This is a genomic window from Paenibacillus ferrarius, assembly GCF_002027705.1.
Classification (GTDB): Bacteria; Bacillota; Bacilli; order Paenibacillales; family NBRC-103111; genus Paenibacillus_E; species Paenibacillus_E ferrarius.
This window is the reverse complement of record NZ_MBTG01000016.1, coordinates 41,786-63,405: the sequence shown is the minus strand read 5'-3', so window position 1 is coordinate 63,405 and position 21,620 is coordinate 41,786. Positions and strand designations below refer to the sequence as shown.

The 21,620-nt window shown below is 48.0% G+C and carries 19 protein-coding genes; 15 read left to right on the top strand and 4 right to left on the bottom strand.

Annotation, left to right across the window (positions count from 1 at the left end):
• Positions 1–58 precede the first annotated feature (58 nt).
• The 6 genes from adhE (at position 59) to BC351_RS18630 (ending at position 7,326) form a co-directional block, all read left to right on the top strand.
• Positions 59–2,665 carry a bifunctional acetaldehyde-CoA/alcohol dehydrogenase gene (gene adhE / locus BC351_RS18655; protein ID WP_079414253.1) on the top strand — a complete coding sequence of 869 codons (2,607 nt, stop codon included), beginning with the start codon at positions 59–61 and terminating at the stop codon, positions 2,663–2,665.
• 40 nt (positions 2,666–2,705) lie between these two features.
• Entirely contained in the window at positions 2,706–4,964 is a 2,259-nt protein-coding gene (pflB, locus tag BC351_RS18650) for a formate C-acetyltransferase (protein WP_079414252.1), read from the top strand.
• Between the two features lie 22 nt (positions 4,965–4,986).
• A complete protein-coding gene (pflA, locus tag BC351_RS18645; RefSeq protein WP_079414251.1) occupies positions 4,987–5,712 on the top strand; it encodes a pyruvate formate-lyase-activating protein in 726 nt (241 codons plus the stop codon).
• 18 nt (positions 5,713–5,730) lie between these two features.
• Positions 5,731–6,273 (top strand): hemerythrin domain-containing protein, encoded by a 543-nt coding sequence (locus BC351_RS18640; protein WP_079414250.1) that lies wholly within the window; start codon positions 5,731–5,733, stop codon positions 6,271–6,273.
• 26 nt (positions 6,274–6,299) lie between these two features.
• Positions 6,300–6,821, top strand: a complete 522-nt coding sequence (locus BC351_RS18635) for a hemerythrin domain-containing protein (RefSeq protein WP_079414249.1) — start codon at positions 6,300–6,302, stop codon at positions 6,819–6,821.
• A 73-nt stretch (positions 6,822–6,894) separates the two neighbouring features.
• Positions 6,895–7,326 carry a universal stress protein gene (locus BC351_RS18630; protein WP_079414248.1) on the top strand — a complete coding sequence of 144 codons (432 nt, stop codon included), beginning with the start codon at positions 6,895–6,897 and terminating at the stop codon, positions 7,324–7,326.
• 83 nt (positions 7,327–7,409) lie between these two features.
• Here BC351_RS18630 and BC351_RS18625 read toward each other — a convergent pair whose 3' ends face one another.
• Complete coding sequence (locus BC351_RS18625) at positions 7,410–8,087, bottom strand: Crp/Fnr family transcriptional regulator (protein ID WP_208629782.1); 678 nt, start codon at positions 8,085–8,087, stop codon at positions 7,410–7,412.
• A gap of 289 nt (positions 8,088–8,376) precedes the next feature.
• Here BC351_RS18625 and BC351_RS18620 point away from each other — a divergent pair, with 289 nt between their 5' ends.
• The 3 genes from BC351_RS18620 to BC351_RS18610 all read left to right on the top strand — a co-directional run bounded on the left by BC351_RS18620 (position 8,377) and on the right by BC351_RS18610 (position 10,694).
• On the top strand, positions 8,377–8,838 hold the full coding sequence (locus BC351_RS18620) for a GAF domain-containing protein (protein WP_158082137.1): 462 nt from the start codon (positions 8,377–8,379) through the stop codon (positions 8,836–8,838).
• 97 nt (positions 8,839–8,935) lie between these two features.
• Positions 8,936–9,586, top strand: a complete 651-nt coding sequence (locus BC351_RS18615) for a response regulator (RefSeq protein WP_208629775.1) — start codon at positions 8,936–8,938, stop codon at positions 9,584–9,586.
• The gene (locus BC351_RS18610) at positions 9,579–10,694 is read left to right on the top strand and encodes a PAS domain-containing sensor histidine kinase (RefSeq protein WP_079414245.1); all 1,116 of its coding nucleotides are present in this window, start codon (positions 9,579–9,581) and stop codon (positions 10,692–10,694) included. The genes BC351_RS18615 and BC351_RS18610 overlap by 8 nt, the downstream gene beginning before the upstream one ends.
• Positions 10,695–11,092: 398 nt before the next feature.
• On the opposite strand, the gene BC351_RS18605 is transcribed toward BC351_RS18610, so the two are convergent.
• Entirely contained in the window at positions 11,093–11,974 is an 882-nt protein-coding gene (locus tag BC351_RS18605; protein WP_079414244.1) for a LysR family transcriptional regulator, read from the bottom strand.
• A gap of 174 nt (positions 11,975–12,148) precedes the next feature.
• Between BC351_RS18605 and BC351_RS18600 the strand changes: the two genes are divergently transcribed.
• A complete protein-coding gene (locus tag BC351_RS18600) occupies positions 12,149–13,189 on the top strand; it encodes a YeiH family protein (RefSeq protein ID WP_079414243.1) in 1,041 nt (346 codons plus the stop codon).
• 79 nt (positions 13,190–13,268) lie between these two features.
• On the opposite strand, the gene BC351_RS18595 is transcribed toward BC351_RS18600, so the two are convergent.
• Both BC351_RS18595 and BC351_RS18590 read right to left on the bottom strand, forming a co-directional pair.
• A complete protein-coding gene (locus tag BC351_RS18595; protein ID WP_244209083.1) occupies positions 13,269–13,955 on the bottom strand; it encodes a response regulator transcription factor in 687 nt (228 codons plus the stop codon).
• Between the two features lie 35 nt (positions 13,956–13,990).
• Complete coding sequence (locus BC351_RS18590) at positions 13,991–15,466, bottom strand: sensor histidine kinase (protein ID WP_144028448.1); 1,476 nt, start codon at positions 15,464–15,466, stop codon at positions 13,991–13,993.
• 132 nt (positions 15,467–15,598) lie between these two features.
• Here BC351_RS18590 and BC351_RS18585 point away from each other — a divergent pair, with 132 nt between their 5' ends.
• The 5 genes from BC351_RS18585 (at position 15,599) to BC351_RS18565 (ending at position 21,616) form a co-directional block, all read left to right on the top strand.
• Positions 15,599–16,918: an ABC transporter substrate-binding protein gene (locus BC351_RS18585; protein ID WP_244209082.1), complete on the top strand. Its 1,320-nt coding sequence runs from the start codon at positions 15,599–15,601 to the stop codon at positions 16,916–16,918.
• Positions 16,919–16,923: 5 nt separating this feature from the next.
• Positions 16,924–17,880, top strand: a complete 957-nt coding sequence (locus BC351_RS18580; protein WP_244209081.1) for a carbohydrate ABC transporter permease — start codon at positions 16,924–16,926, stop codon at positions 17,878–17,880.
• Positions 17,881–17,914: 34 nt separating this feature from the next.
• Positions 17,915–18,793, top strand: coding sequence for a carbohydrate ABC transporter permease (locus BC351_RS18575; RefSeq protein ID WP_079414240.1), 879 nt, complete (start codon positions 17,915–17,917; stop codon positions 18,791–18,793).
• A gap of 7 nt (positions 18,794–18,800) precedes the next feature.
• Positions 18,801–20,207 carry a sulfatase family protein gene (locus BC351_RS18570; protein WP_079414239.1) on the top strand — a complete coding sequence of 469 codons (1,407 nt, stop codon included), beginning with the start codon at positions 18,801–18,803 and terminating at the stop codon, positions 20,205–20,207.
• Positions 20,208–20,407: 200 nt separating this feature from the next.
• Positions 20,408–21,616, top strand: a complete 1,209-nt coding sequence (locus BC351_RS18565; protein ID WP_079414238.1) for an MFS transporter — start codon at positions 20,408–20,410, stop codon at positions 21,614–21,616.
• Positions 21,617–21,620: the final 4 nt, after the last annotated feature.

Here is a 21,620-nt window from a genome sequence, read left to right as displayed (position 1 = left end):
GCGTACCAATCAGAAAACGGCAGCAGACAGGTTTAACCAATAAAGGAGTGGATGAATCGTGGCAACCAAAGAAGCAAAAATCGCCGAACAGCTTTCTGCACAAGATGAAGTGAACCAACTGGTAGCTAGAGCGAAGCAAGCACAGCAGCAGTTTCTCAAGCTGGATCAAAATCAGATAGATCAAATTGTACAGCAAATGGCATTAGCCGGCATTGACCGTCATATGGTTCTCGCCAAGTTCGCTGTGGAGGAAACCGGCCGCGGGGTCTATGAGGATAAGATTACCAAAAATTTATTTGCAACAGAGTACATTTACCATAGCATTAAAAATAACAAGACGGTTGGTATTATCGAGGAAAACCACTACGAGAATTACCAAATGGTGGCTGAGCCGGTCGGCATTATCGCGGGGGTAACCCCAGTCACCAATCCAACTTCAACGACGATGTTCAAATCTTTGATTGCCACGAAAACGCGGAATCCGATCATCTTCGCATTCCATCCGTCGGCTCAGCAATCCAGCAGCGCAGCAGCGGCAACTTTGCTGGAGGCGGCGGTTAAAGCTGGCGCGCCTGAGCACTGCATTCAATGGGTGAGGCATCCATCCGTAGAAGCTACTCAACTGCTGATGAACCACCCGGATGTAGCGCTGGTTTTGGCTACGGGCGGCTCTTCCATGGTGAAGGCAGCATACAGCACCGGCAAGCCGGCTCTCGGCGTTGGACCTGGGAATGTTCCTTGCTTCATTGAGAAAACGGCGAATCTCCAGCAGGCTGTCAACGATTTGATCCTGTCGAAGACGTTCGACAACGGCATGATTTGCGCCTCGGAGCAGGCTGTTATTATCGAGGAGTCCATCTATGCGGAGACAAGGAAGCTGCTGGTGGATCAGGGCTGTTATTTCTTGAATAAAGAAGAAACCGAAGCTGTTTCCGGGCTTGTGATTAACGCGGAGAAATGTGCGGTTAACGCAGTCATTGTAGGCCAATCCGCTGTGAAAATAGCCGAGATGGCGGGAATTAAGGTGCCTGCGGCAACGAAAATACTAGTCGCGGAGCTGGCTGGTGTCGGCGAAGCGTATCCGCTGTCGGCGGAGAAACTAAGCCCCGTACTGGCGTGTTACAAGGTGAAGAACGCAGAGCAAGGGATTGATCGAGCGGTAGAAGTGGTTAAATTCGGCGGAATGGGGCATTCCTCTGTGATTCATTCGCAGAATGAAGAGGTCATTCAGGCATTTGCAAGCAAGCTTCAAACAGGGCGCATTATTGTTAATTCGCCTTCCACGCATGGCGCAATTGGCGATATTTATAATACAAACTTGCCATCCCTGACACTTGGCTGCGGTTCTTATGGTCATAACTCGACCACTTCTAACGTGAGTGCCGTGAACTTGATCAATGTGAAGCGGGTGGCCTACCGTACGGTCAATATGCAGTGGTTCAAAATACCGCCGAAGATTTATTTTGAGAAAGGCGCTACGCAATATTTGGAGAAAATGCCCGACATTACGCGGGTGATGATCGTCACTGACCCGATGATGGTGAAGCTGGGTTACGTAGAGCGTGTGGAATATTATCTCCGCAAGCGGCAGCTTCCCGTGTACATCGAAGTATTCTCTGATGTGGAGCCTGATCCGTCTGTGGAAACGGTGGAACGAGGCCGGGCGCAGATGGCAAGCTTTCAGCCGGATTGCATTATCGCCTTGGGCGGCGGTTCGCCTATGGATGCAGCGAAAGCGATGTGGCTGTTCTACGAGTACCCGGATACCAGTTTCGATGCCTTGAAGCAGAAGTTCATGGACATCCGCAAACGGGTTTACAAATACCCGCGATTAGGGCGCAGAGCGAAATTTGTCGCGATTCCTACGACCTCGGGGACAGGTTCGGAAGTAACGTCATTCGCCGTCATTACGGACAAAGAGAAGGGCAATACCAAATATCCGCTCGCCGATTATGAGCTTACACCGGACGTAGCCATCATTGATCCTGATTATGTGTACAGCTTGCCGAAAACGGCGGTGGCTGACACAGGGATGGACGTTCTGACCCATGCCATTGAAGCGTATGTATCGGTCATGGCTAATGACTATTCGGATGGTTTGGCGATGAAGGCCATTCAATTAGTGTTCCAAAACTTGGAGAAATCATTTGCCACAGCAGATCCAATCGCACGTGAGAAGATGCATAATGCTTCCACTATCGCCGGCATGGCTTTTGCCAATGCGTTTCTGGGCATTAATCATAGCTTGGCGCACAAATGGGGCGGAGAATACCACACGGCCCATGGACGCACGAATGCGATCTTGCTGCCGCATGTTATTCGCTATAATGCTCAAAAGCCAACCAAGTTCACATCGTTCCCGAAATACGATCACTTCATAGCAGATCAACGTTATGCGGAAATTGCCCGCATGCTGGGACTTCCTGCGAAGACTACGGAAGAAGGCGTAAACAGCCTTATCGAGGCTATCCGCAAGCTGAACGGCATTCTTGGTATCCCGGAGAAGTTCCAGGATCTTGGCTTCGCTGCGGAGCAGTTCGAGAAACGTGTGGATTACTTGGCGGATCGCGCCTTTGAAGATCAATGTACGACGGCGAATCCACGCATGCCGTTAGTTACGGAATTGGCTGATGTGTATCGGAATGCCTTTTACGGTAAATTTTAATGCCGCGAGTATCCCACACAATTTCTTAGGAGGTGTCGTCATGTCAGTACGAGAAGAGGCAATCAAGGCAGGCAGTTGTTGGGATGGATTCGTCACAGGACACTGGCAAAACGCCGTCGATGTGAAAGATTTTATCGATCATAACTTGACGGTGTATACAGGAGATCATTCCTTCTTGGCAGGGCCTACGGATGCTACCAAGGAGCTATGGCGTATCGTCAGTGAGCTAACCAACCAAGAGAGAGAGAATGGAGGCGTCTTGGACATTGATGTTCAGACGGTCTCTTCCATTACCTCGCATGCGCCAGGATATATCGCCCAGAGCAAGGAACAAATTGTCGGCTTGCAAACAGATGCTCCACTCAAGCGTTCTGTACAGCCTTTTGGCGGGATTCGCATGGTCATTGACGCCTGTGAGGCGTATGGCTTCAAGCTGCCGGAAGAAATCATACACGTATTTACGGATATTCGCAAAACGCACAATCAAGGCGTATTCGACGCTTATACGTCAGAGATGAAAACAGCACGCAAGGCTGCCATCATTACTGGCTTGCCGGATGCTTATGGCCGCGGCCGCATCATCGGTGACTACAGACGTGTTGCTCTGTATGGGGTAGACCGGCTGATCGAGGAGAAGAAGCAAGATCTTCTGCAATTGGAAGTGGACGCAATTACAGAAGAGGTTATTCGACTGCGGGAAGAGCTCTCTGAACAAATTCGCAGTTTGCAGGAACTGAAGAAGATGGCTCAGTCGTACGGCTCCGATATCGCGAAGCCGGCTGTCAATGCCCGTGAAGCTGTGCAATGGCTGTATTTCGCCTATCTGGCTGCGATTAAGGAGCAGAACGGAGCGGCGATGAGTCTAGGCCGCGTATCCAGCTTCCTGGATATTTATATCGAGCGGGATCTGCGCGCTGGAACGTTGACGGAGGTGGAAGCACAGGAGCTTGTGGACCATTTCGTCATGAAGCTTCGCATCGTCAAATTTCTACGCACGCCTGATTACAACGAACTCTTCAGCGGAGATCCTACTTGGGTTACGGAATCCATCGGCGGGATGGGACTGGACGGCAGAGCGCGCGTGACGAGAAATTCCTTCCGCTTCCTGCATACCTTGTACAATCTGGGCCCGGCCCCTGAGCCGAACCTGACCGTGCTGTGGTCATCGCAGCTGCCAGAGGGCTTCAAGGCTTACTGTGCCAAGGTATCGGTGGAGACCAGCTCCATTCAATATGAGAATGATGATCTGATGCGGCCTTATTATGGCGATGATTATGGCATTGCCTGCTGTGTATCCGCGATGCGCATCGGCAAGCAGATGCAGTTCTTTGGCGCTCGTGCCAATCTGGCCAAAGCGCTGCTCTATGCGATTAATGGCGGTGTGGATGAGAAGCTGGGGATACAGGTAGGACCTCAGTTAACGCCTTTGACCTCCGATATTCTGAATTATGAAGAGGTTGCGGAGAAATTCGATACCGTGATGGAGTGGCTGGCGAAGCTGTATGTAAACACGCTGAACGTCATTCATTATATGCATGATAAATATTGCTACGAGCGGTTGGAAATGGCACTGCACGATCGTGAAATTATACGCACGATGGCCACAGGCATCGCGGGCTTGTCGGTTGTCGCTGATTCACTTAGCGCCATTAAATATGCGACGGTCCGTCCGATCCGCGACGAACGAGGGATTGCCGTTGATTTCCAGATTGAGGGCGAGTACCCGCAATACGGCAATAATGATGAACGGGTAGATGCGATTGCTGTTCAATTGACGGAAACCTTCATGAATAAGATCAGGAAGCATAAGACGTATCGGGGCGCAGTAGCAACGATGTCCGTACTGACCATTACGTCGAATGTCGTATATGGGAAGAAGACAGGGAGCACGCCGGACGGACGCAAAGCCGGAGAACCCTTCGCGCCTGGCGCTAACCCGATGCATGGACGCGACCGCAAGGGAGCGCTTGCCTCATTGGCTTCTGTCGCCAAGCTTCCTTATGAGCACTGCTTGGATGGGATATCCAACACCTTCTCGATTGTGCCCAAGGCTCTTGGCCGTGAGGAAGAAACACGCATATCGAATCTGGTTTCACTGCTCGATGGGTACATGACGAATCAGGGTCATCATTTGAATATTAATGTGTTTGACCGAGCTCAGCTCTTGGACGCGATGGAGCATCCGGAGCAGTATCCGCAATTGACGATCCGCGTTTCTGGCTACGCGGTAAACTTCATCAAGCTGACCAGAGAGCAGCAGCTTGATGTCATCCATCGTACGTTCCACGGCGCGATGTAAGAAGAGAGGAGTGCAAAGCGATATGAAAGGACGCATACATTCCTTCGACACCTTTGGCACCGTGGACGGTCCGGGCATTCGCTTTGTACTATTCATGCAGGGCTGTGCGCTGCAGTGCAAGTACTGCCATAACCCGGATTCATGGGAAATGAACGCGGGGATGCAGATGGATGTCGAAGAAATTATGAATGAGATAGAGCCTTATCTGGCGTACTACCGAAGCTCGGGTGGAGGGATTACCGTGACGGGCGGGGAGCCGACCTTGCAGGCTCCTTTCCTAGCCCGGCTATTCACCGAGTGCAAGAGGCGCTGGGGGCTGCACACGGTGCTGGATACGAACGGCTTCTGTGAGCCAAGTCATGCTCGGGAGCTGTTGGAAGTGACGGATTTGGTGCTGCTCGATTTGAAGCAGCTGAATCCGGAGCGGCACATCGAGCTTACGGCACAGCCCAACGATCGCATGAAACGATTTGCGCATTATTTAGACGAACTCAGAAAGCCCTTTTGGATTCGTCATGTGCTCGTGCCCGGATGGACGGATGACAGCAGCGATCTAATCGAGCTCGGCAAGTTTATTGGCTCATTAGATCATGTATGCAAACTGGAGATACTCCCCTATCATCGAATGGGTGTCTATAAATGGCGCCAGATGGGGAAGGAATATCCACTCGAGCTTTGTCCTACGCCATCAGATCAAGAAGTTATCAGGGCGAAGGAGCTCATTGATAAGGGAATATCCTTACGGTAGATAGAGGAGGGAGTAGGTATGGCTATCTATACGGCAGGCTACGCATCGGGAATTGCATCTTCCAATCCGGCGGAGCTAGCCTATGCGACGGATCGTTTGAAGGAAGAACATGAGGCATTAAGAGAAAAGCTAAGGATGATTGAACACAGTGCCAAAGAATTGATTCTAATCGATGATTTGGCGAAAGGCATACAGTTGGTGCATGCGCTCAAAGAATTGAGCGATCAATTCATGGATGAGCTGGAACAGCATGCAGGGTGGGAAGAAAAGGAGTTATTCCCGTTCTTGTTCACGTATTTTGATCGTCAACCGCAGCCCTCGATGATGCCTTCATTCTGGGTATTGGAAAAGGATCATCAGCTTGGCCTTTCGTTTATTCAGTCTTTTCAAGAGGCCATTCTCGATGTTGGCTCATTCGTTGTGAAGAAGCAATTAGCCGATGCCGCAGCACATCTGGTGCAGGCCTGCTTAATACTAAACGACCACATTACCATGGAAGAACAGCTTATTTTTCCATTGACTGAGAATGTATTAACCGATCTGGAATCCTTTTTCTCGTAGCTGACAATAAAAGGAGGAATTTATAGATGGTTGTGGACCTTGGGTTGCCGCAGGATCAGGCACAGATGCCTAGATGTCAACAGATTCTAACGCGGTTGAAAGACGAGCATGGCGCGCTAAAAAAGGAGCTTGACCATGTTCAGGATATGACCAGTCAAATGGTCAGCAGGCTTGGCTCGGAAGATTCGAAGCGTCTGCTTCAAGATATCCGCAAGCAAATGGAAATGTTCATGAAACAGCTTGATGCGCACGAGCATTGGGAAGAAGAAGAAGTGCTGCCCCTGCTAGCTGATTATGCGAATCAAGGGATGGAGCCAACCTTTTTGACCTCAACATGGGTGTTGGAAGAGGATCACAAGCAAGCGGAACGATTTGTCCGCTCATTTCTTGAATATGCCGATTCCTGCAAGGGGGCTGACAGCTTGAAGCTGAAGAAAGCCATTTCGCTGCTAAGCGTGGCCTGTTCGGTGCTATCCGAGCATCTGGCAGCTGAAGAAGAGATGTTCTTCCCGGTTGCGAATCAAATGCTGAGTGAGATAAAGCGATAGGGATGTTTCTAACATCGTGTCCGAGGGTAATATTCATTATACGAAAACATCATACAAACGAGGTGTAAGTGATATGTTATATTCAAAAATTTTAGTCGCCTACGATGGCTCCGATGCTGCTGACAAGGCGCTGGATTCGGCGTTGAAATTGGCTAAATTGAACCACTTTTCGAAATTGGATATCCTTCATATTTTTAATCTTCCTACGTATGTCATAGGTTCTTCGGTTGTCATCCCGCCGGTTGTGATCGAAACGAATTATTTGGATTACTCCGAGCAAGTCATCGGGAAAATTAAAGAGAAAATTACGGACTTCTCCAATATTCATATTGAAGTGAGAAGCGGGGCGATTACGAAGGAAATTCTCAATTATGCTGATGAGATCCAAGCCGATCTTATCATTATCGGCAGCCGAGGCCTTAGCGGTATTGGCGAGTTTGTTCTTGGCAGTGTCAGCCACAATGTGGTTCAGCATGCCAAGCTCCCTGTACTTGTCATCAAATAGAGCAGCACAAGCGAAAGGACTCCACATTTTCGAATGAAGTGTGAAGTCCTTTTTATGTCATAATGGGAAAAATCCTCAATCACCTACATGCGGCAAATATCCAGAGGGCAGTTTTCACAGTGGCAGATATCGCGGAGATAAGCGGGGTTCTTAATCGTGATGAGTCCGTTGTGGAAATCGACGGCATCTTCTTTTTTCATATCGCTCAGCATGCGATTAACACTTTCGCGTGTAGCTCCAATCATATCGGCCATTTCAGCATTGCTGATCTTGTAGTTGATTCGAACATGGTCACCGGTCGGAGCGCCATAGGAATTGCTTAATCGAATTAACAAGGAGCAAAGCGCGCCTGGCTTGCCATACATCATTAAATCGCGGAATTTGGTTTCCGTCATGCGGTGCATAAGCCCCATCCATTTCATAAACTCAATCGCTAATTCCCCATGCTGCCACAGCAGCACCTCCAGATCTTTGCGCTGAATTACGCCAATTTCACAATCTGCTGTCACTTCGGCACTGAAGCTTTGCAATGAGTCTTGGAAGGGGTCCATCTGCCCGAACAAGTCACCTTCCTGATGCAAATAAAGAATAAAGCTTCTCCCCGATTCAGACAGCTTCGTAATGCGGACGCCACCCTTGCGGACATAGAACAATTTGTCGGCTGAGTCGCCTTCTCTGAATAGGAAATCTCCCTTGGCTGCGTGCTTCACATACATGATGTTCTGAAGCTTTTCGAAATTGGCTGCAGAGAAATATTTCATAATTCCTTTATTCGCTTGGACTTCTGTGTGATCGCAAGTGCGGCATCCTTTAGTCGATGTATGATTTATGGCCATAAGGACCAACTCCTCAACGTTTCTTTGTTATCTTTATCATAACGCTATTTCCGGTTTTTGGTTATCGGGAGGTACGCTGATCTTTTCAGGGGAAAAAGGCGCGAAATCCTGATGCGAAAATCAGGGTTTTCCCTGACTTACAAGATGCGTAGAAAGGTCTACAATGGTAGGAAAGGAAATGCTAACTGTTTTCGTCGAAAAGGAGGTGCAGGAGATGGCAATTGGCGACACAAGCCTGAAAGTAGAATTAGCACTTTTGCAAAGCTTGACGTCAAGCGATTTCATGGCATTGGCATCTCTGCAGGGGCATTCAGGCCGCGGCGGCTGGGATTATGTATGGGGCAACCGAAACGATCGTTATCAACATATGGTCATACGGGCAGGTCATGGATTAGCAGGTACCGCTCTGCGTCTGGGCAGGTGGGTCAAGATCGACGATACGTGTGCTGAAAATAGTCAAGAAAGACTTCATTGTCCGCTGATGCTTGCTGAGCAGCTGCAATCTGCTGCCGTATTTCCCCTGATGACGTCTTCGAATCGCCAGATCGTTGGCTTGATTTATTTAGGTAAGCGCAAACAAAGTAGATTTGAAGGAAGTGAGCTGCTTGCAGCTCAGGAGAAGATCGCCGCACTAGCTTCTCTGTTGGAAGGAATCATACAAGAGACTGCCAAATGAATTCCTTACTGGAATTCGTTTTTTTTGTTATGATTAGGGCAAATGAAAAGAATGGGATCGGGTTAGTGATTATCCATTTATTAGGAGGTATGACACTTTGAAGGTTCTGGTCGTGGATGATCATGCTGTAGTTAGATCGGGTTTAATCATGCTGCTCCATGGCAAGCAAGGGATCGAAATCATTGGAGAAGCGGCGGACGGCGAAGAAGGAATTCGAGCCGCCCAGCAGCTGAAACCGGACGTTGTTTTAATGGATTTGAATATGCCTGGCGGCATGGACGGGCTAACGGCGACAGCCGAGCTCAGGCGGTTAATGCCCAGCATGGCGATACTGATTTTGAGCATGCATGACGATGATGAGTACTTGTTTCGAGCTATTCACGTCGGCGCATCGGGCTATATCCTGAAAAGCTCGCCGCATGAGGAGCTGTTAACGGCAATTCGTTCCGTTGCTGCGGGCAATGCTTATCTCTATCCTACGGCGACGAAGAGGCTCATGAATGAATATATCGAACGCTTGAAGCAAGGCGAGAACAAAGATACCTTCGAAACGCTCTCGGAGCGCGAAAAAGAAGTTTTGGCGCTAATTGCCAAAGGCTTCTCGAATAAAGAAATTGCCGAACAGCTGATTATCAGCGTCAAAACGGTTGAGTCGCACAAAAGCAATGTGATGGAGAAGCTGGGACTGAAGACGAGACCAGAGCTGGTGAAATTCGCTGTGAAGAAAGGGCTGCTGAACTTTGAGTGAGGATAAGAACAGAGCGTATCCAGAAGTCATCGGTGAGAATGTGCTGAATCTATTAAATCGACTTGACGAGCATATCGCGGATTCCCTGTTTCAGCAGGATTTGAGACAAGCGCTTAAACAACTATCCCATGTTAAATTTGCTCTGGACGAATCCTCCATTGTGGCTGTTACCGACCATACAGGGAAGATTTTATATGTGAACGATAAATTTTGTGCAGTTTCCAAGTACTCCCGGAGCGAGCTGATCGGTCAAGATCATCGGATTATCAATTCGGGCTATCACCAGAAGCCGTTCATGGCTGTCTTGTGGCAAACCATTTCCTCAGGGAAGGTATGGCGCGGCGAAATTAAAAATAAAGCCAAAGACGGCAGCTTTTATTGGGTAGATACAACCATCGTGCCGTTCCTGGATGAATATGGGCAATCTTATCAGTATCTTGCTATTCGGAATGAAGTAACGGAATTAAAGCGTGTGGAAGAAGAACTCCAGCTGATGATGTCGCAGGTCATGCGCATTCAGGAGGAAGAGCGCCGCAAGTTTTCGCGCGAGCTGCACGATGGCATTGGTCAAAGCTTATTCTCCTTGTTGATCCAAATGGATCGCTTGATCGGGGAGGGCGAGGCCAAAAGCACGGATTTGACTGCACTTAGACAGCAGGTTTCCGGCATCATTGAAGATGTGCGAAGTTTGGCTTGGCAAATACGGCCTTCCGTATTGGACGACCTAGGGGTTGTCCCTGCCATTCGAACGTATATTGAAAACTATACCAATCATTACGGGATTCGGGTGATACTGGACAGCCGCTTGTCCCGCAGACTGGGAGCACTTGAGGAAACCGTCATTTACCGCGTAATTCAAGAAGCGCTTACCAATATTGCCAAGTACGCGGACGTGTCAGAAGCGACGGTTGTTGTGCAGGAGATGGACTCCCAAGTCTTAGTTCGTGTGGAGGACAAGGGGAAAGGCTTTGCGAGGAATAAAGCTGCCAAAGGCGTGGGTCTTTTCAGCATGGAAGAGCGAGCCAAGAGTATTGGCGGCAGGCTGGACATTCGCTCCGAGCAGGGGCAAGGAACGGTGGTTAGTTTGGTTGTTCCTTTGAAAGGATGAAAGAGGGGGCTTGCGTCCTGACTGAGCGGATAGTTTGCTTTTGCCCCACTTTCTTCGTAGATGTCTGAACCTTCTAAATTGAGGGATTCCTGCGATTATGCATCCTTTTATCTTGGGAAGGAGGCAAAATCTCGAGAAGCCTGCGAATCTGCAGGCTTTTGAGGCCTTTTTTCGATATCGGGATGGAAAAGCTTCAAAAGCCTGCATAATCGCAGGCTTTTTCTGATTTTACACGATTCCCTCGAAAAAGCCTGTATTTTCGCAGGTTTCTCAAATTCGGTGAGTGACGGATATTGCCGATGTGGTTGCGCATGGTTTTGGAGCAGACGCCACTCATGAGGCATCCGGCTTACTAGCATTCGGCATAAATACGCCGCAGCAGGTGAAAACTAACAAAACTATGCGCGCTGAAGTAGCATATGCAGGAACATTTGGATAGCCATCGTAGCTGAATGATCCTGATTCTGAATGATCCAGAAATTCCGTTCCGGCAGCTTGGGGCTGAGTGGGACAGCGCAAATTTCCCCGGATTCCAATTCCTTGCGCACAATCCAGCGGGAGAGAATAGATATCCCCAGCCCAGCGGAAACGGCTTCTTTAACACCCTGGCTGCTGTTGAACACATACGAGCGTTTGATGCGCAGCCCCGCCGCCTGAATAAACTGATCGTTGAAAGACCGAGTACCGGATCCATGCTCGCGGAAAATCCAAGTGAGGTCGTGGAGCATTTCCGGTTTTACCGTTTTTTTGGAAACGAGAGGATGGGAATTAGACGCTATTAAGATCATTTCGTCTTTCATATACGAGGAAACTTGGAGCCCATTCGGTGATACTTGCCCTTCAACTAAACCGAGATCAAGCTTGTTCGCCTTCAGCGCTTGGGTAATTTCCTCGGTATTTGCAATCGTAACGGACATCTCGACCTCCGGGAATTGCTGTGCAAACTCGGCAAGCAGGCGCGGCAAAATATATTCCCCAATCGTGAAGCTCGCGCCAATGTGAATCGCCCCTGTTACTTTTTCAGTCAGCAAATGGATTTCTTGCTTTCCTTGTTCATAAAGGGCAAGAATTTCTTTGGCTCGCCGATATAGAATTTCACCAGCTTCTGTTAGCATGACATGTTTAGGTGAACGATGCATGAGCTTGGAGCTGAATTCGTTCTCCAGATTCCGAATATGCAGCGAGACGGCTGGTTGGGATAAATTCAACAGCTCCGCTGCGCGGGAGAAATTGCGTTGTTCAGTAACGGCAACAAAAACACGAAGTGTTTCTACGATCATCTGCATCTCCCCCTAGTCTTTATATTCTACATAAGGAAGGGGGTTAACGACAAGTTTATCATCAGTTTTTCTCATGATAGAGATAGGATATTGATATTTCACTTATCGTACGGTTCGCTTTATAGTGAGGTTAGAAGAACAGCACAGAGCAGCTTGAAGATGGGAGTGAGGATGATGGCACATGCCTACGTCTTACCACAAAGAGAACATAAAGGTTTCGGATTTGCACAAGGTATTGGTTTAACGTTCATGCTTGCGGTTGCCGCCAAATATTTGGCCGAAGCGCCATTTCTAAATATAATGGGACAGTTAGTAATAGCCATTTTACTCGGCATCCTCTGGAAGGCCATCATCGGAGTCCCTCGGCAGAGCCTTACAGGCGTTTCATTTTCAAGCAAAAAGCTTCTACGATATGGCATTATTTTGCTGGGCATGAGATTGAATTTGCTTGATATCGTGCATGCGGGTCCAAAGGTGCTGTCGATTGCCGTCATCAATATCATCTTTACACTGGTTGTTGTCTATGCGCTTACGAAGATGTTCAAGGTCGAAAAGCGCTTGGGCATCTTGACGGCCTGCGGCACGGCGATTTGTGGTGCGGCTGCCGTTGTCGCCATATCCCCGCAAATTAAGGCCAATGAGGAAGAGACTGCTGTTGCGGCAGCCACGGTTGCCATATTAGGGACACTGTTCACACTTGCCTATACGCTTCTTTATCCTGTACTGGGCTTGACGGCGCAAGGCTACGGTATTTTCTCAGGTGCAACGCTTCATGAAGTGGCGCATGTCATTGCGGCTGCGGCCCCTGGCGGCAAAGCTGCGGTTGATCTGGCGGTCATCGTGAAATTAACGCGTGTTGCCCTTTTGGTACCGGTCGCCATTGTGCTCGGCATCTGGACGAACCGGATAGAAAGAAAAGAGCGTGGCGAAGTGAAAAAGGCAAGCTGGAAATCGATTCCGATGCCGTGGTTTATTCTTGGATTTCTTGCTATGAGCGGTGTCAACACGTTGGGGATAATTCCCGCTGGCTTGACCACTCAGATCCTTGTCGCTGCTTACTTGCTAATCGCCATGGCGATGGTTGGTCTGGGACTGCAAGTTGATCTACTCACATTTCGCCGCATGGGGATGAAGTCGTTTGCTGCGGGGTTGGTGGGGTCGGTATTGCTTTCGGTTTTGGGCTATGCTCTTGTTGCATTTTTTGGATTGAGGTAGCCTCTTCCCCGCAAATATACACCGAGCCTGCCAAAAAGGCAGGCTCAGCAGCAAAAAGCCCCGCCCCCGCAAACCAACATCAAAGCTTCCTCATGACCTCAAAAATGCGCAAATCGTTAATCGTTTGAATCACTTTAGCGGCATCGGGCATTTGGAATTTTTTGAGAATGGAATTGATCTGTTTCTTGATCGTTTCATACTCAACGCAGCGTTCCTCGGCAATTTGCTTGCGCTTCTTGCCTTCGCACAGGAGGCGGAGCACCTGCAGCTCGCTTGGAGTCAGTTCGGAGATGATCTGAATGATATTCAGCAGGCTGGCTTCCGCTTTTTTGACGCGAACAAATTCTTCCCTAATCTTCTCGGCGATCATCGGCCGGATCGGTGATTCGTTCTTAAAAGCAGCCCGAACGGCTTCAATGACTTCTACATCTGAAGCATTTTTCAGCAAGTAGTCCGTGATTCCCGTCTGAAAGGCGGCAAAGATGAAATTCTCATCCTTATGAACGGTCAATACGATGATTTTGATATGAGGGTGCTTTTCGTGAATCTGTTTGGCCGCATGAATTCCGGCATACTGACTTTCCATCTCAATATCCATCAAAATAACATCGGGCTGATGCTGAGCCGCCAGCGTGACCGCCTCATTGCCAGATGAAGCGCGCGCGATGCACTCAAAATCTTCATGCCCAGAGAATGTCCTCTCTAGTCTTCTAATGTGGGCTTCCATGTCATCCGCAATGAGGATTCGCATTTGTAGTTGTGTCATTCGCATGAACCTCTTTCTTTAGCATTCCAGGAACATTAGATAATCGGCAGGAATAGGGTGAATGTCGTTCCGAGACCTTCTTTGCTTTCCACCAGAATCTTGCCATCGTGGCCTAGTACGATCTTGTGACAGTAGGACAAGCCGATACCCCAGTTGTTTACGGAAGCTTTCGTCGTGAAAAACGGATCAAAGATAGCTTCTAAATTTTCCTCGGCTACGCCAGGACCATTATCGGCAATGCGGATAAGCGCCCAGCCGTTCTGCTGATTCGTTTCTACAACAATGAGACCATCATCGCGATACTGCAGCGATTCATTGGCATTGATCAGCAAGTTGTAAATGGCTTCCGTGAAATGGCTGTAATCGAGATAACAATTTACGGGAACCGAGCTTGGCCGATAGTCGACTTGGCAGCGGTTGGATTGCTCCCGCAGCTGGAGCAGTGCTTGCTGTATAGGCAGCTCGATCGACATGGATTGAAGATTTAAATTCATGTTTTTTAATTTATCAGCGGCATCGTTAATGCTCGTAAGGGCTGTTTGCGATGATTTTAAAATAAGTTCAAGACTGTACACGGACTCGTTATCCGCTTGATGGCGGTCTTTCAAATAAGCTGCCTCGGATTGTATCGCGATCAAGTGGTTTTTGAGCGCATGTGTGAAAGCACGGGTGCCTAACGTTGCGGTATCAATGCTTTTATTAATCTGGATATCGCGATTTTTGCGATAATTCTCGATGGAATTGAACTTGTAAACGATGAAAATCATCAGGATCAGTGTCAAATAAATCGCATAGGGAAACACGGACAGCAGGATGGGCTGAGAACCAAGCGGAGGCTGCAAGTAATTGTAATAGCCATCCAGAAATGTTGCTTTTACTAGTACTTTTGGTGCCCACGAGAAGATTAACAAGTGAATAATCACAAGCGGGATGAACAGCAAAATATGATATAAGGTGAGATTTTTGATAAACCTAATTTTCGGATAATTCAAATAATAGTTCACTAGCAGGCCAAATGCAACAAAAAGAAAGAGGTAGCGAAAGCTTTTAAATATAGCTTCAACTGCATTTAGGTACGGAAGACTATCATTCCAATTGGTTAAAGCGATGTGCAGAGTAGGGTCATAATAAGCCGTTTGTACGATGAAAAAGGTCAGAACACCACCGTAGACGAATTGCTGTTTTCTGTGGCTGAGGCTCCTGGTGAAGGATACCGCAAAGCAAAGCAGCGAACAATAAAACAGGCTAACACCCACATTCAGCATACGAATCAGCCAGTTAGGATTAAATTTGGTCAACACAAGGTAATTCCAAGTACCTGGACTGAAATCAAAGAAACTATGAATGACGTTGAAATAGTAGTTGAACTTGCTCAAATACAGGGTGAAGGATACGAAGGAAAGTATCCAACCGATAATGATGCCATACATGAAGCGGGTTGAGGCATTATTCAGTTTTTTGTAAGTAAATAAAATAGTGAAAATCAACAATAGAAGCGTAATGAAAAGCATAGGAATCACTTCTTTCTCTTTGGCCAAAAAAGGGGGAATAAAACTTTCACCTGTCGATGGACTTTGAATCTACGTATAATTCAAAATATAGAAAACGCATTCAAATCATATCAAAAAAAGGGTGATAGTCAAATGAAAAAAAGTTGGAGTATGGTGGTAACGGGCTCAGTGCTTGTGGGTTTGCTTGCCGGATGTGGTTCCACACAGCAAACGACTGGCGATAAAAATACGGCTTCGCCAGAGGCAAAAACCGCGCAAGTTAACCTGAAGGCTACGGTATTAACGGACGATTTGGAAACATTCAAAACCGCCTATGCTGAGTTTAGTAAAGAGAATCCAACAATCCAAGTGCAATTCGAAACCGTTCCTCAAGCTCAATACTATGAGAAACTTCGTCTGCAGCTGTCATCTGGAGAAGACATTGATTTGTTCGGCGGCAATATGGATGTTTTCTTGGATACAGGCATCTTAGAACCATTGGATGATTACATCAAAAAAGGGAATGTCGACGTTTCCGGATATGGTCCGCTTTATGACTCGTTGAAAGTTAACGATAAAGTTTTCGGTCTTCCTTACCGCAAGTCCAACTGGATGTTGTTCTATAACAAAACGCTGTTTGATCAAGCGAGCGTTCCTTATCCGAAAGAGGATATGACTTGGAATGAATTCCGGGAGCTGGCGAAGAAAATGACGAAGGGCGAGGGCGCGAACAAAGTTTATGGTGCTTTCCTGCATCCGTGGGCGCAAACCTGGTATATGCAGGGCGTTCAAACTGGCGCTTCGATTATCGATAAGGATTTAACCCCTTTCAAGAAAGGGCTCCAATTCCGCATGGATATGGAAAAAGACGGCTCGATCATGGGCTGGGCGGAGCAAATTACGACTTCCGCACATTATAATTCGGCTTTCCAGAAGGGCAATGTTGCCATGAATCTGATTGGTGACTGGCATGTTGCACAGCTTAGACAAGCGGAAGCGGAGAAGAAAATCAGCTTCGATTGGGATGTCGTTCCAGTTCCGCATCCAGATGGTGTAGCAGCGAACACAAGTCTGGCAACACCCGTATCGTTAATGATGAACAAAAACTCCAAGCACAAAGAAGAAGCGTTTAAAGTCATTCAATTCATGACAGGAGCCAAAGGCGCGAAGCAATTCGCAGCCAAAGGATTCTTGACAGGCTATATCAATGACGATATCCGCAAAACCTATATCGGCGATGGTAGCATGAAGCCTAAGAACATTCACTATTTCGTGGAACAAAAAGAATATCCGGAATACCCGTTCCTGCCTGGCGTGAAAAATATTCTGGTCAACAACGTGTATAAGCAAGAAGGGGAAATGGCTTTGACCAACGCGCAGACGGTGGATCAGGCGATTGCCAAAATTGCGCAACGTGTAGAAAAGGAATGGGCAGATAAATACGCGAAGGATTTCAAAGCAGGCAAGAAGTAAAAGACATGAATGAGACGGTCGAGCTTCGCCGAAGTTGGCGAAGCTCGATTGCTTCAATAGGGGTGAAGCATATGAGAGAAACGAGCAAAGAAGTACGGCGCAATCGGTTCATCGGTTACACATTTCTGCTTCCGAATATCATTGGATTTTTATTATTTATTTGCTTTCCGGTAGGCGCATCTTTTCTTATGAGCTTTACGGAATGGAATGGCTTTGGCGATATCCAATTCACAGGATTAGCGAATTATGTGCGTTTATGGAGTGACGAAACGTTCCGCATCTCGCTTCTCAACAGTTTAATCATGACGGGCGTATCCGTACCGGTTACGTTATTACTCGCGATCTTGGCAGCTGTTGCCCTCAATAAAGGATTGAGAGGCATTAAAATATTTCGTACCGCCATCTTTCTGCCTCACATAACAGCTACGATAGCCGTAGCCGTCGTATGGCAGCTTCTCTACAACCCAACTATGGGGCCGATTAACGGCATGCTGCGCAGCTTGGGGGTCGATCATCCGCCCACATGGCTAGCCTCCACGCATTGGGCGCTTATCTCGGTTATTATCGTCAGCATTTGGCATTCCATCGGTTACTATATGGTGCTCTATTTAGCTGGATTGCAGGGAATTCCGAAGGATCTCTATGAAGCAGCGGAAATCGATGGCGCAGGGAAAGTATCGCAATTCCGCAAGATTACGGTGCCGATGCTGTCGCCGGTTATTTTCTTCACCATCATTATGGGGATTATTAATTCGTTCAAAGTGTTCGATCTTGTGTTCGTTTTGACCAAAGGCGGTCCGGGCCGCTCGACGCATATGCTGGTCTATGATATTTATTATACGGCATTCCAAAGATTCGAATACGGGTATGCCTCTGCGATGGCTTACGTGCTTTTTGCCATCATCCTCGTCATTACACTGATTCAATTTAGAGGACAGAAACGTTGGGTGAACTACTCCTAACGAGTTTAGCGGGTTAGAGAAAGGAGAAGCCAACTTGAATACAATCATAGAACCTAGGAAGACATCCATCAACCTACCGAAACGGTTGCCTACTGGGGCATGGGTTAGAAAAATAGCTTTGTATGTGATCGTAATCGCGATCTCTTTGTCCATGATTGTTCCCTTCCTCTGGATGCTCTCTGCCTCCGTGAAATCGGAAGCGGAGATATTCGGATTCCCGATTCAGTGGATACCCAGCCATTTCTACTGGTCCAATTATACGAAGGTGTGGACGCAGCTGCCTTTCTTTACGTACTATTTGAATACAATCAAAATTGCGCTTTTGACCACATTACTGCAAATTATTACATGTTCCACGGCCGCTTACGCGTTCGCCAAAGTGAAATTCCCGGAACGGGATAAGTTGTTTTTCCTCTATGTGGCGACGATGATGGTGCCTTATCAGGTCATGATGATTCCCCAGTTCATGCTAATGAAGAAGCTGGGTTTAATGGATTCACACTGGGCATTAATCCTGTTGGGAGCCTTCAGCCCGTTTGGGGTATTCTTGTTCAGACAGTTTTTTATGTCCATTCCAGAGGAACTCTCGGAAGCCGCCAGAATTGATGGCTTGGGTGAGTTTGGCATTTATTCGCGCATTATTTTGCCATTGATCCGACCCGCTATTGCGAGTTTAACCATCTTTACGTTCATGCATGCATGGAACGATTTCCTGGGGCCGTTAATTTATTTGAACTCGGATCGGTTGTTTACGCTTCAGCTCGGTATGCAGCATTTTCAATCGGAGCATGCCACCGAATACGGACCGTTAATGGCAGCAGCCGTTTGTGCGATTGTGCCAACGATTCTTATTTACTTCATGGCCCAGGACCATTTCGTGGAAGGAATATCCGCTGGTGCGGTTAAAGGGTGAATCAGACATGAAGCCAAATATCATTTATATTTTCGCTGATCAGTGGAGGAAGCAGGCTGTTGGTTTCATGGGTGAAGATCCTGTGATGACCCCGCATATAGACCGCTTTGCGGAAGAGAGCTTGGTTTTCAACCATGCACTCTCATGTACGCCTTTATGCTCCCCGCACCGAGCCGCATTAATGACAGGCAAGTACCCGCAATCGACGGGGGTATACACGAATTGCAAGATCGGTGCGGATGTCATGCTGCGTCCAGACGAGGTCTGCATCGGGGATGCGCTGAAATCAGCGGGTTACCAGACGGGCTATATCGGCAAATGGCATCTGGATTTGCCAGAGCAAAATCTCAGCCCAGAGCCTGTGTCCGGTGCGCGGGATTGGGATGCGTACACGCCGCCAGGTGCGAAGAGACACGGTTTTGATTTCTGGTACTCCTATGGAGCCTATGACCATCACATGGAACCGCATTATTGGAAAGACACACCGGATATGATAGAGGTCAAGCAATGGTCGCTTGAGCATGAAACGGATGTCGCACTTGACTATATACGATCCAAAGGGAACGGCAGCGAGCCATTTGCCTTGTTTGTTTCTTGGAATCCACCCCATAGTCCATTCGAGCTTGTCCCTGAGAAATACAAGCAGCTCTATACGGGAAGAGAGCTGAAGTTGCGTCCCAATGTGCGTGCAGAGCATCTTGCTGCGCACACGGGTGAGCCATTCGAAAGCGGAGATGAAGCGCTGCAGCGGTATACAAGTGATTATTTTGCGGCAGTATCCGGAATGGATGAGCAGTTCGGCCGCATCATGCAGGAAGTCCAGCAGCTCGGAATTGCGGAGAACACGTTGATCGTGCTCACCTCGGATCATGGGGAATTAATGGGCTCGCACGGTTTCATGGCCAAGCATTCCTGGCATGAAGAATCCATAGCCATACCTTGTTTGATGAACTGGGCGGGCACGATTGAGAAGGGACGCACGAATCTGCTTTTTAACAGTGTGGATATTATGCCTACATTGCTTGGTCTTGCTGGAATTCCCGTTCCTTCCACAGCGGAGGGACTGGATTTGTCAGGCGATATTCTGGGGAAAAGTCAGACGGAGGTCTCTTCCGCTTTTATCTGTGCATTTCCTGGACGGAAAGATGCGATTGAGCAGTTCGCTGCCTGTGGTTTGGACAATCGGCTATTTGGCTGGCGAGGCCTTCGCACAGAGCGGTATACGTATGTCGTGCATAAAGGATACATGCCTGGAGCTGAGCCGCAGCGCCTGCTGTATGATCATGAACATGATCCGTATCAGTTAAATCCACGCATCATCACGGAATGGCAGGAGGATGAACTGCTTCTCTCATTGGAAGAAGAGCTAAAGAGTTGGTTAACACGTACAGGTGACGCATTCGAACTGTCATGAGCTTCTCGTTCGCATTGCGAATATATAAAGTCTAGTTAGAGGAACAGCAACTCGTTCTTCTGGCTAGACTTTTTCATATTTATGTGCTGGCGACGGCATAATAGATAAAAATATTTATGATTAACTTATAAAATCATAATTTGTATTATGAATGGTCTGAACTTACACTAGGGTTGTACAAAAAGTAAGGAGGGAGCTTCATGAATTCAGAAAGTACGTTCAATCATTCTTCAGTCGCTATGCGCAAAGCGTCACAGTTCGCTTTATACGCACTTACCATAGGGGCATTTGCCATTGGGATGACCGAGTTTATCATTATGGGCTTATTGCCTGAAGTGGCCTCGAATCTCCATGTATCCATACCTTCTGCAGGCCTGCTCATCACCGGTTATGCGCTGGGAGTTGCCTTAGGAGCACCGTTTATTACGATAGCGACGCATCGGATGCAGCGAAAGGCACTGCTGATACTGTTGATGGTGATATTTATTGCCGGCAATGCACTGGCAGCCGTTTCACCCAACTATACCGTCCTTATGATTGCACGCATCATTGCAGCGTTGACGCATGGCTCCTTTTTTGGCGTAGGCTCTGTTGTGGCAGCGTCGCTGGTTCCCAAGGAGAAGCGCGCTGGTGCTATTGCTATCATGTTTACCGGGTTGACCTTGGCTAACATTCTGGGTGTTCCCATCGGAACCTTCCTGGGACAAGCTTACGGCTGGCGGTCAACGTTCTGGGTGATTACTTTGATGGGAGTCATCGCGCTGGCTGGCATCATCCTGCTTGTCCCGAAGGTCAAAGCTGAGCCTTCGAGCTTGCGGCAGGAACTAGGCGTCCTGCGGCGGCCCGTCGTACACGTAGCGCTTTTGATGACGATATTTGGATTCGGCGGTGTATTTACAGCCTTCACCTATATTTCCCCGATTCTCGTGGATATAACAGGATTTTCACCAAGTTCGGTATCTTATATCCTTGTCTTATTCGGTGTAGGGATTACAATAGGCAATATTTATGGCGGGAAGCTGGCTGATCGGAAGCTGATGCCTTCGCTGATTGGTTTCCTCATTCTTTTGGCTGTTGTGCTGGCTGTTTTCACTTTGACGGATCATAACAAAGTGCTCGCTTTGATTACCGTCTTTGTTTTGGGAATAGCGGCATTCGGTATCGTTCCTGGGCTGCAGCTGCACATGCTGAATACAGCCAAGGAAGCGCCAACGTTGGCATCTACGTTGAATATAGCTGCTTTCAACCTCGGAAATGCGCTGGGTGCCTATTTGGGAGGCGTCGTGATCGACTATCAATTTGGAGGCGGGCTTCAAGCCGTCCCTTGGGTAGCGGCACTGGTTACTTGCTTAGGCATACTATTCACCTTCTGGGGAAGGATGCAGATGAACAGAGAGTCTCGAGATTGATTCG

Bases quoted from the DNA above. Each gene is read 5' to 3' on its own strand.
- pflB (WP_079414252.1), top strand. From the start codon at position 2,706: ATGTCAGTACGAGAAGAGGCAATCAAGGCAGGCAGTTGTTGGGATGGA.
- pflA (WP_079414251.1), top strand. From the start codon at position 4,987: ATGAAAGGACGCATACATTCCTTCGACACCTTTGGCACCGTGGACGGT.
- BC351_RS18640 (WP_079414250.1), top strand. From the start codon at position 5,731: ATGGCTATCTATACGGCAGGCTACGCATCGGGAATTGCATCTTCCAAT.
- BC351_RS18635 (WP_079414249.1), top strand. From the start codon at position 6,300: ATGGTTGTGGACCTTGGGTTGCCGCAGGATCAGGCACAGATGCCTAGA.
- BC351_RS18630 (WP_079414248.1), top strand. From the start codon at position 6,895: ATGTTATATTCAAAAATTTTAGTCGCCTACGATGGCTCCGATGCTGCT.
- BC351_RS18625 (WP_208629782.1), bottom strand. From the start codon at position 8,087: ATGAAATATTTCTCTGCAGCCAATTTCGAAAAGCTTCAGAACATCATG.
- BC351_RS18620 (WP_158082137.1), top strand. From the start codon at position 8,377: ATGGCAATTGGCGACACAAGCCTGAAAGTAGAATTAGCACTTTTGCAA.
- BC351_RS18605 (WP_079414244.1), bottom strand. From the start codon at position 11,974: ATGATCGTAGAAACACTTCGTGTTTTTGTTGCCGTTACTGAACAACGC.
- BC351_RS18600 (WP_079414243.1), top strand. From the start codon at position 12,149: ATGGCACATGCCTACGTCTTACCACAAAGAGAACATAAAGGTTTCGGA.
- BC351_RS18595 (WP_244209083.1), bottom strand. From the start codon at position 13,955: ATGACACAACTACAAATGCGAATCCTCATTGCGGATGACATGGAAGCC.
- BC351_RS18590 (WP_144028448.1), bottom strand. From the start codon at position 15,466: ATGCTTTTCATTACGCTTCTATTGTTGATTTTCACTATTTTATTTACT.
- BC351_RS18585 (WP_244209082.1), top strand. From the start codon at position 15,599: ATGAAAAAAAGTTGGAGTATGGTGGTAACGGGCTCAGTGCTTGTGGGT.
- BC351_RS18580 (WP_244209081.1), top strand. From the start codon at position 16,924: ATGAATGAGACGGTCGAGCTTCGCCGAAGTTGGCGAAGCTCGATTGCT.
- BC351_RS18570 (WP_079414239.1), top strand. From the start codon at position 18,801: ATGAAGCCAAATATCATTTATATTTTCGCTGATCAGTGGAGGAAGCAG.
- BC351_RS18565 (WP_079414238.1), top strand. From the start codon at position 20,408: ATGAATTCAGAAAGTACGTTCAATCATTCTTCAGTCGCTATGCGCAAA.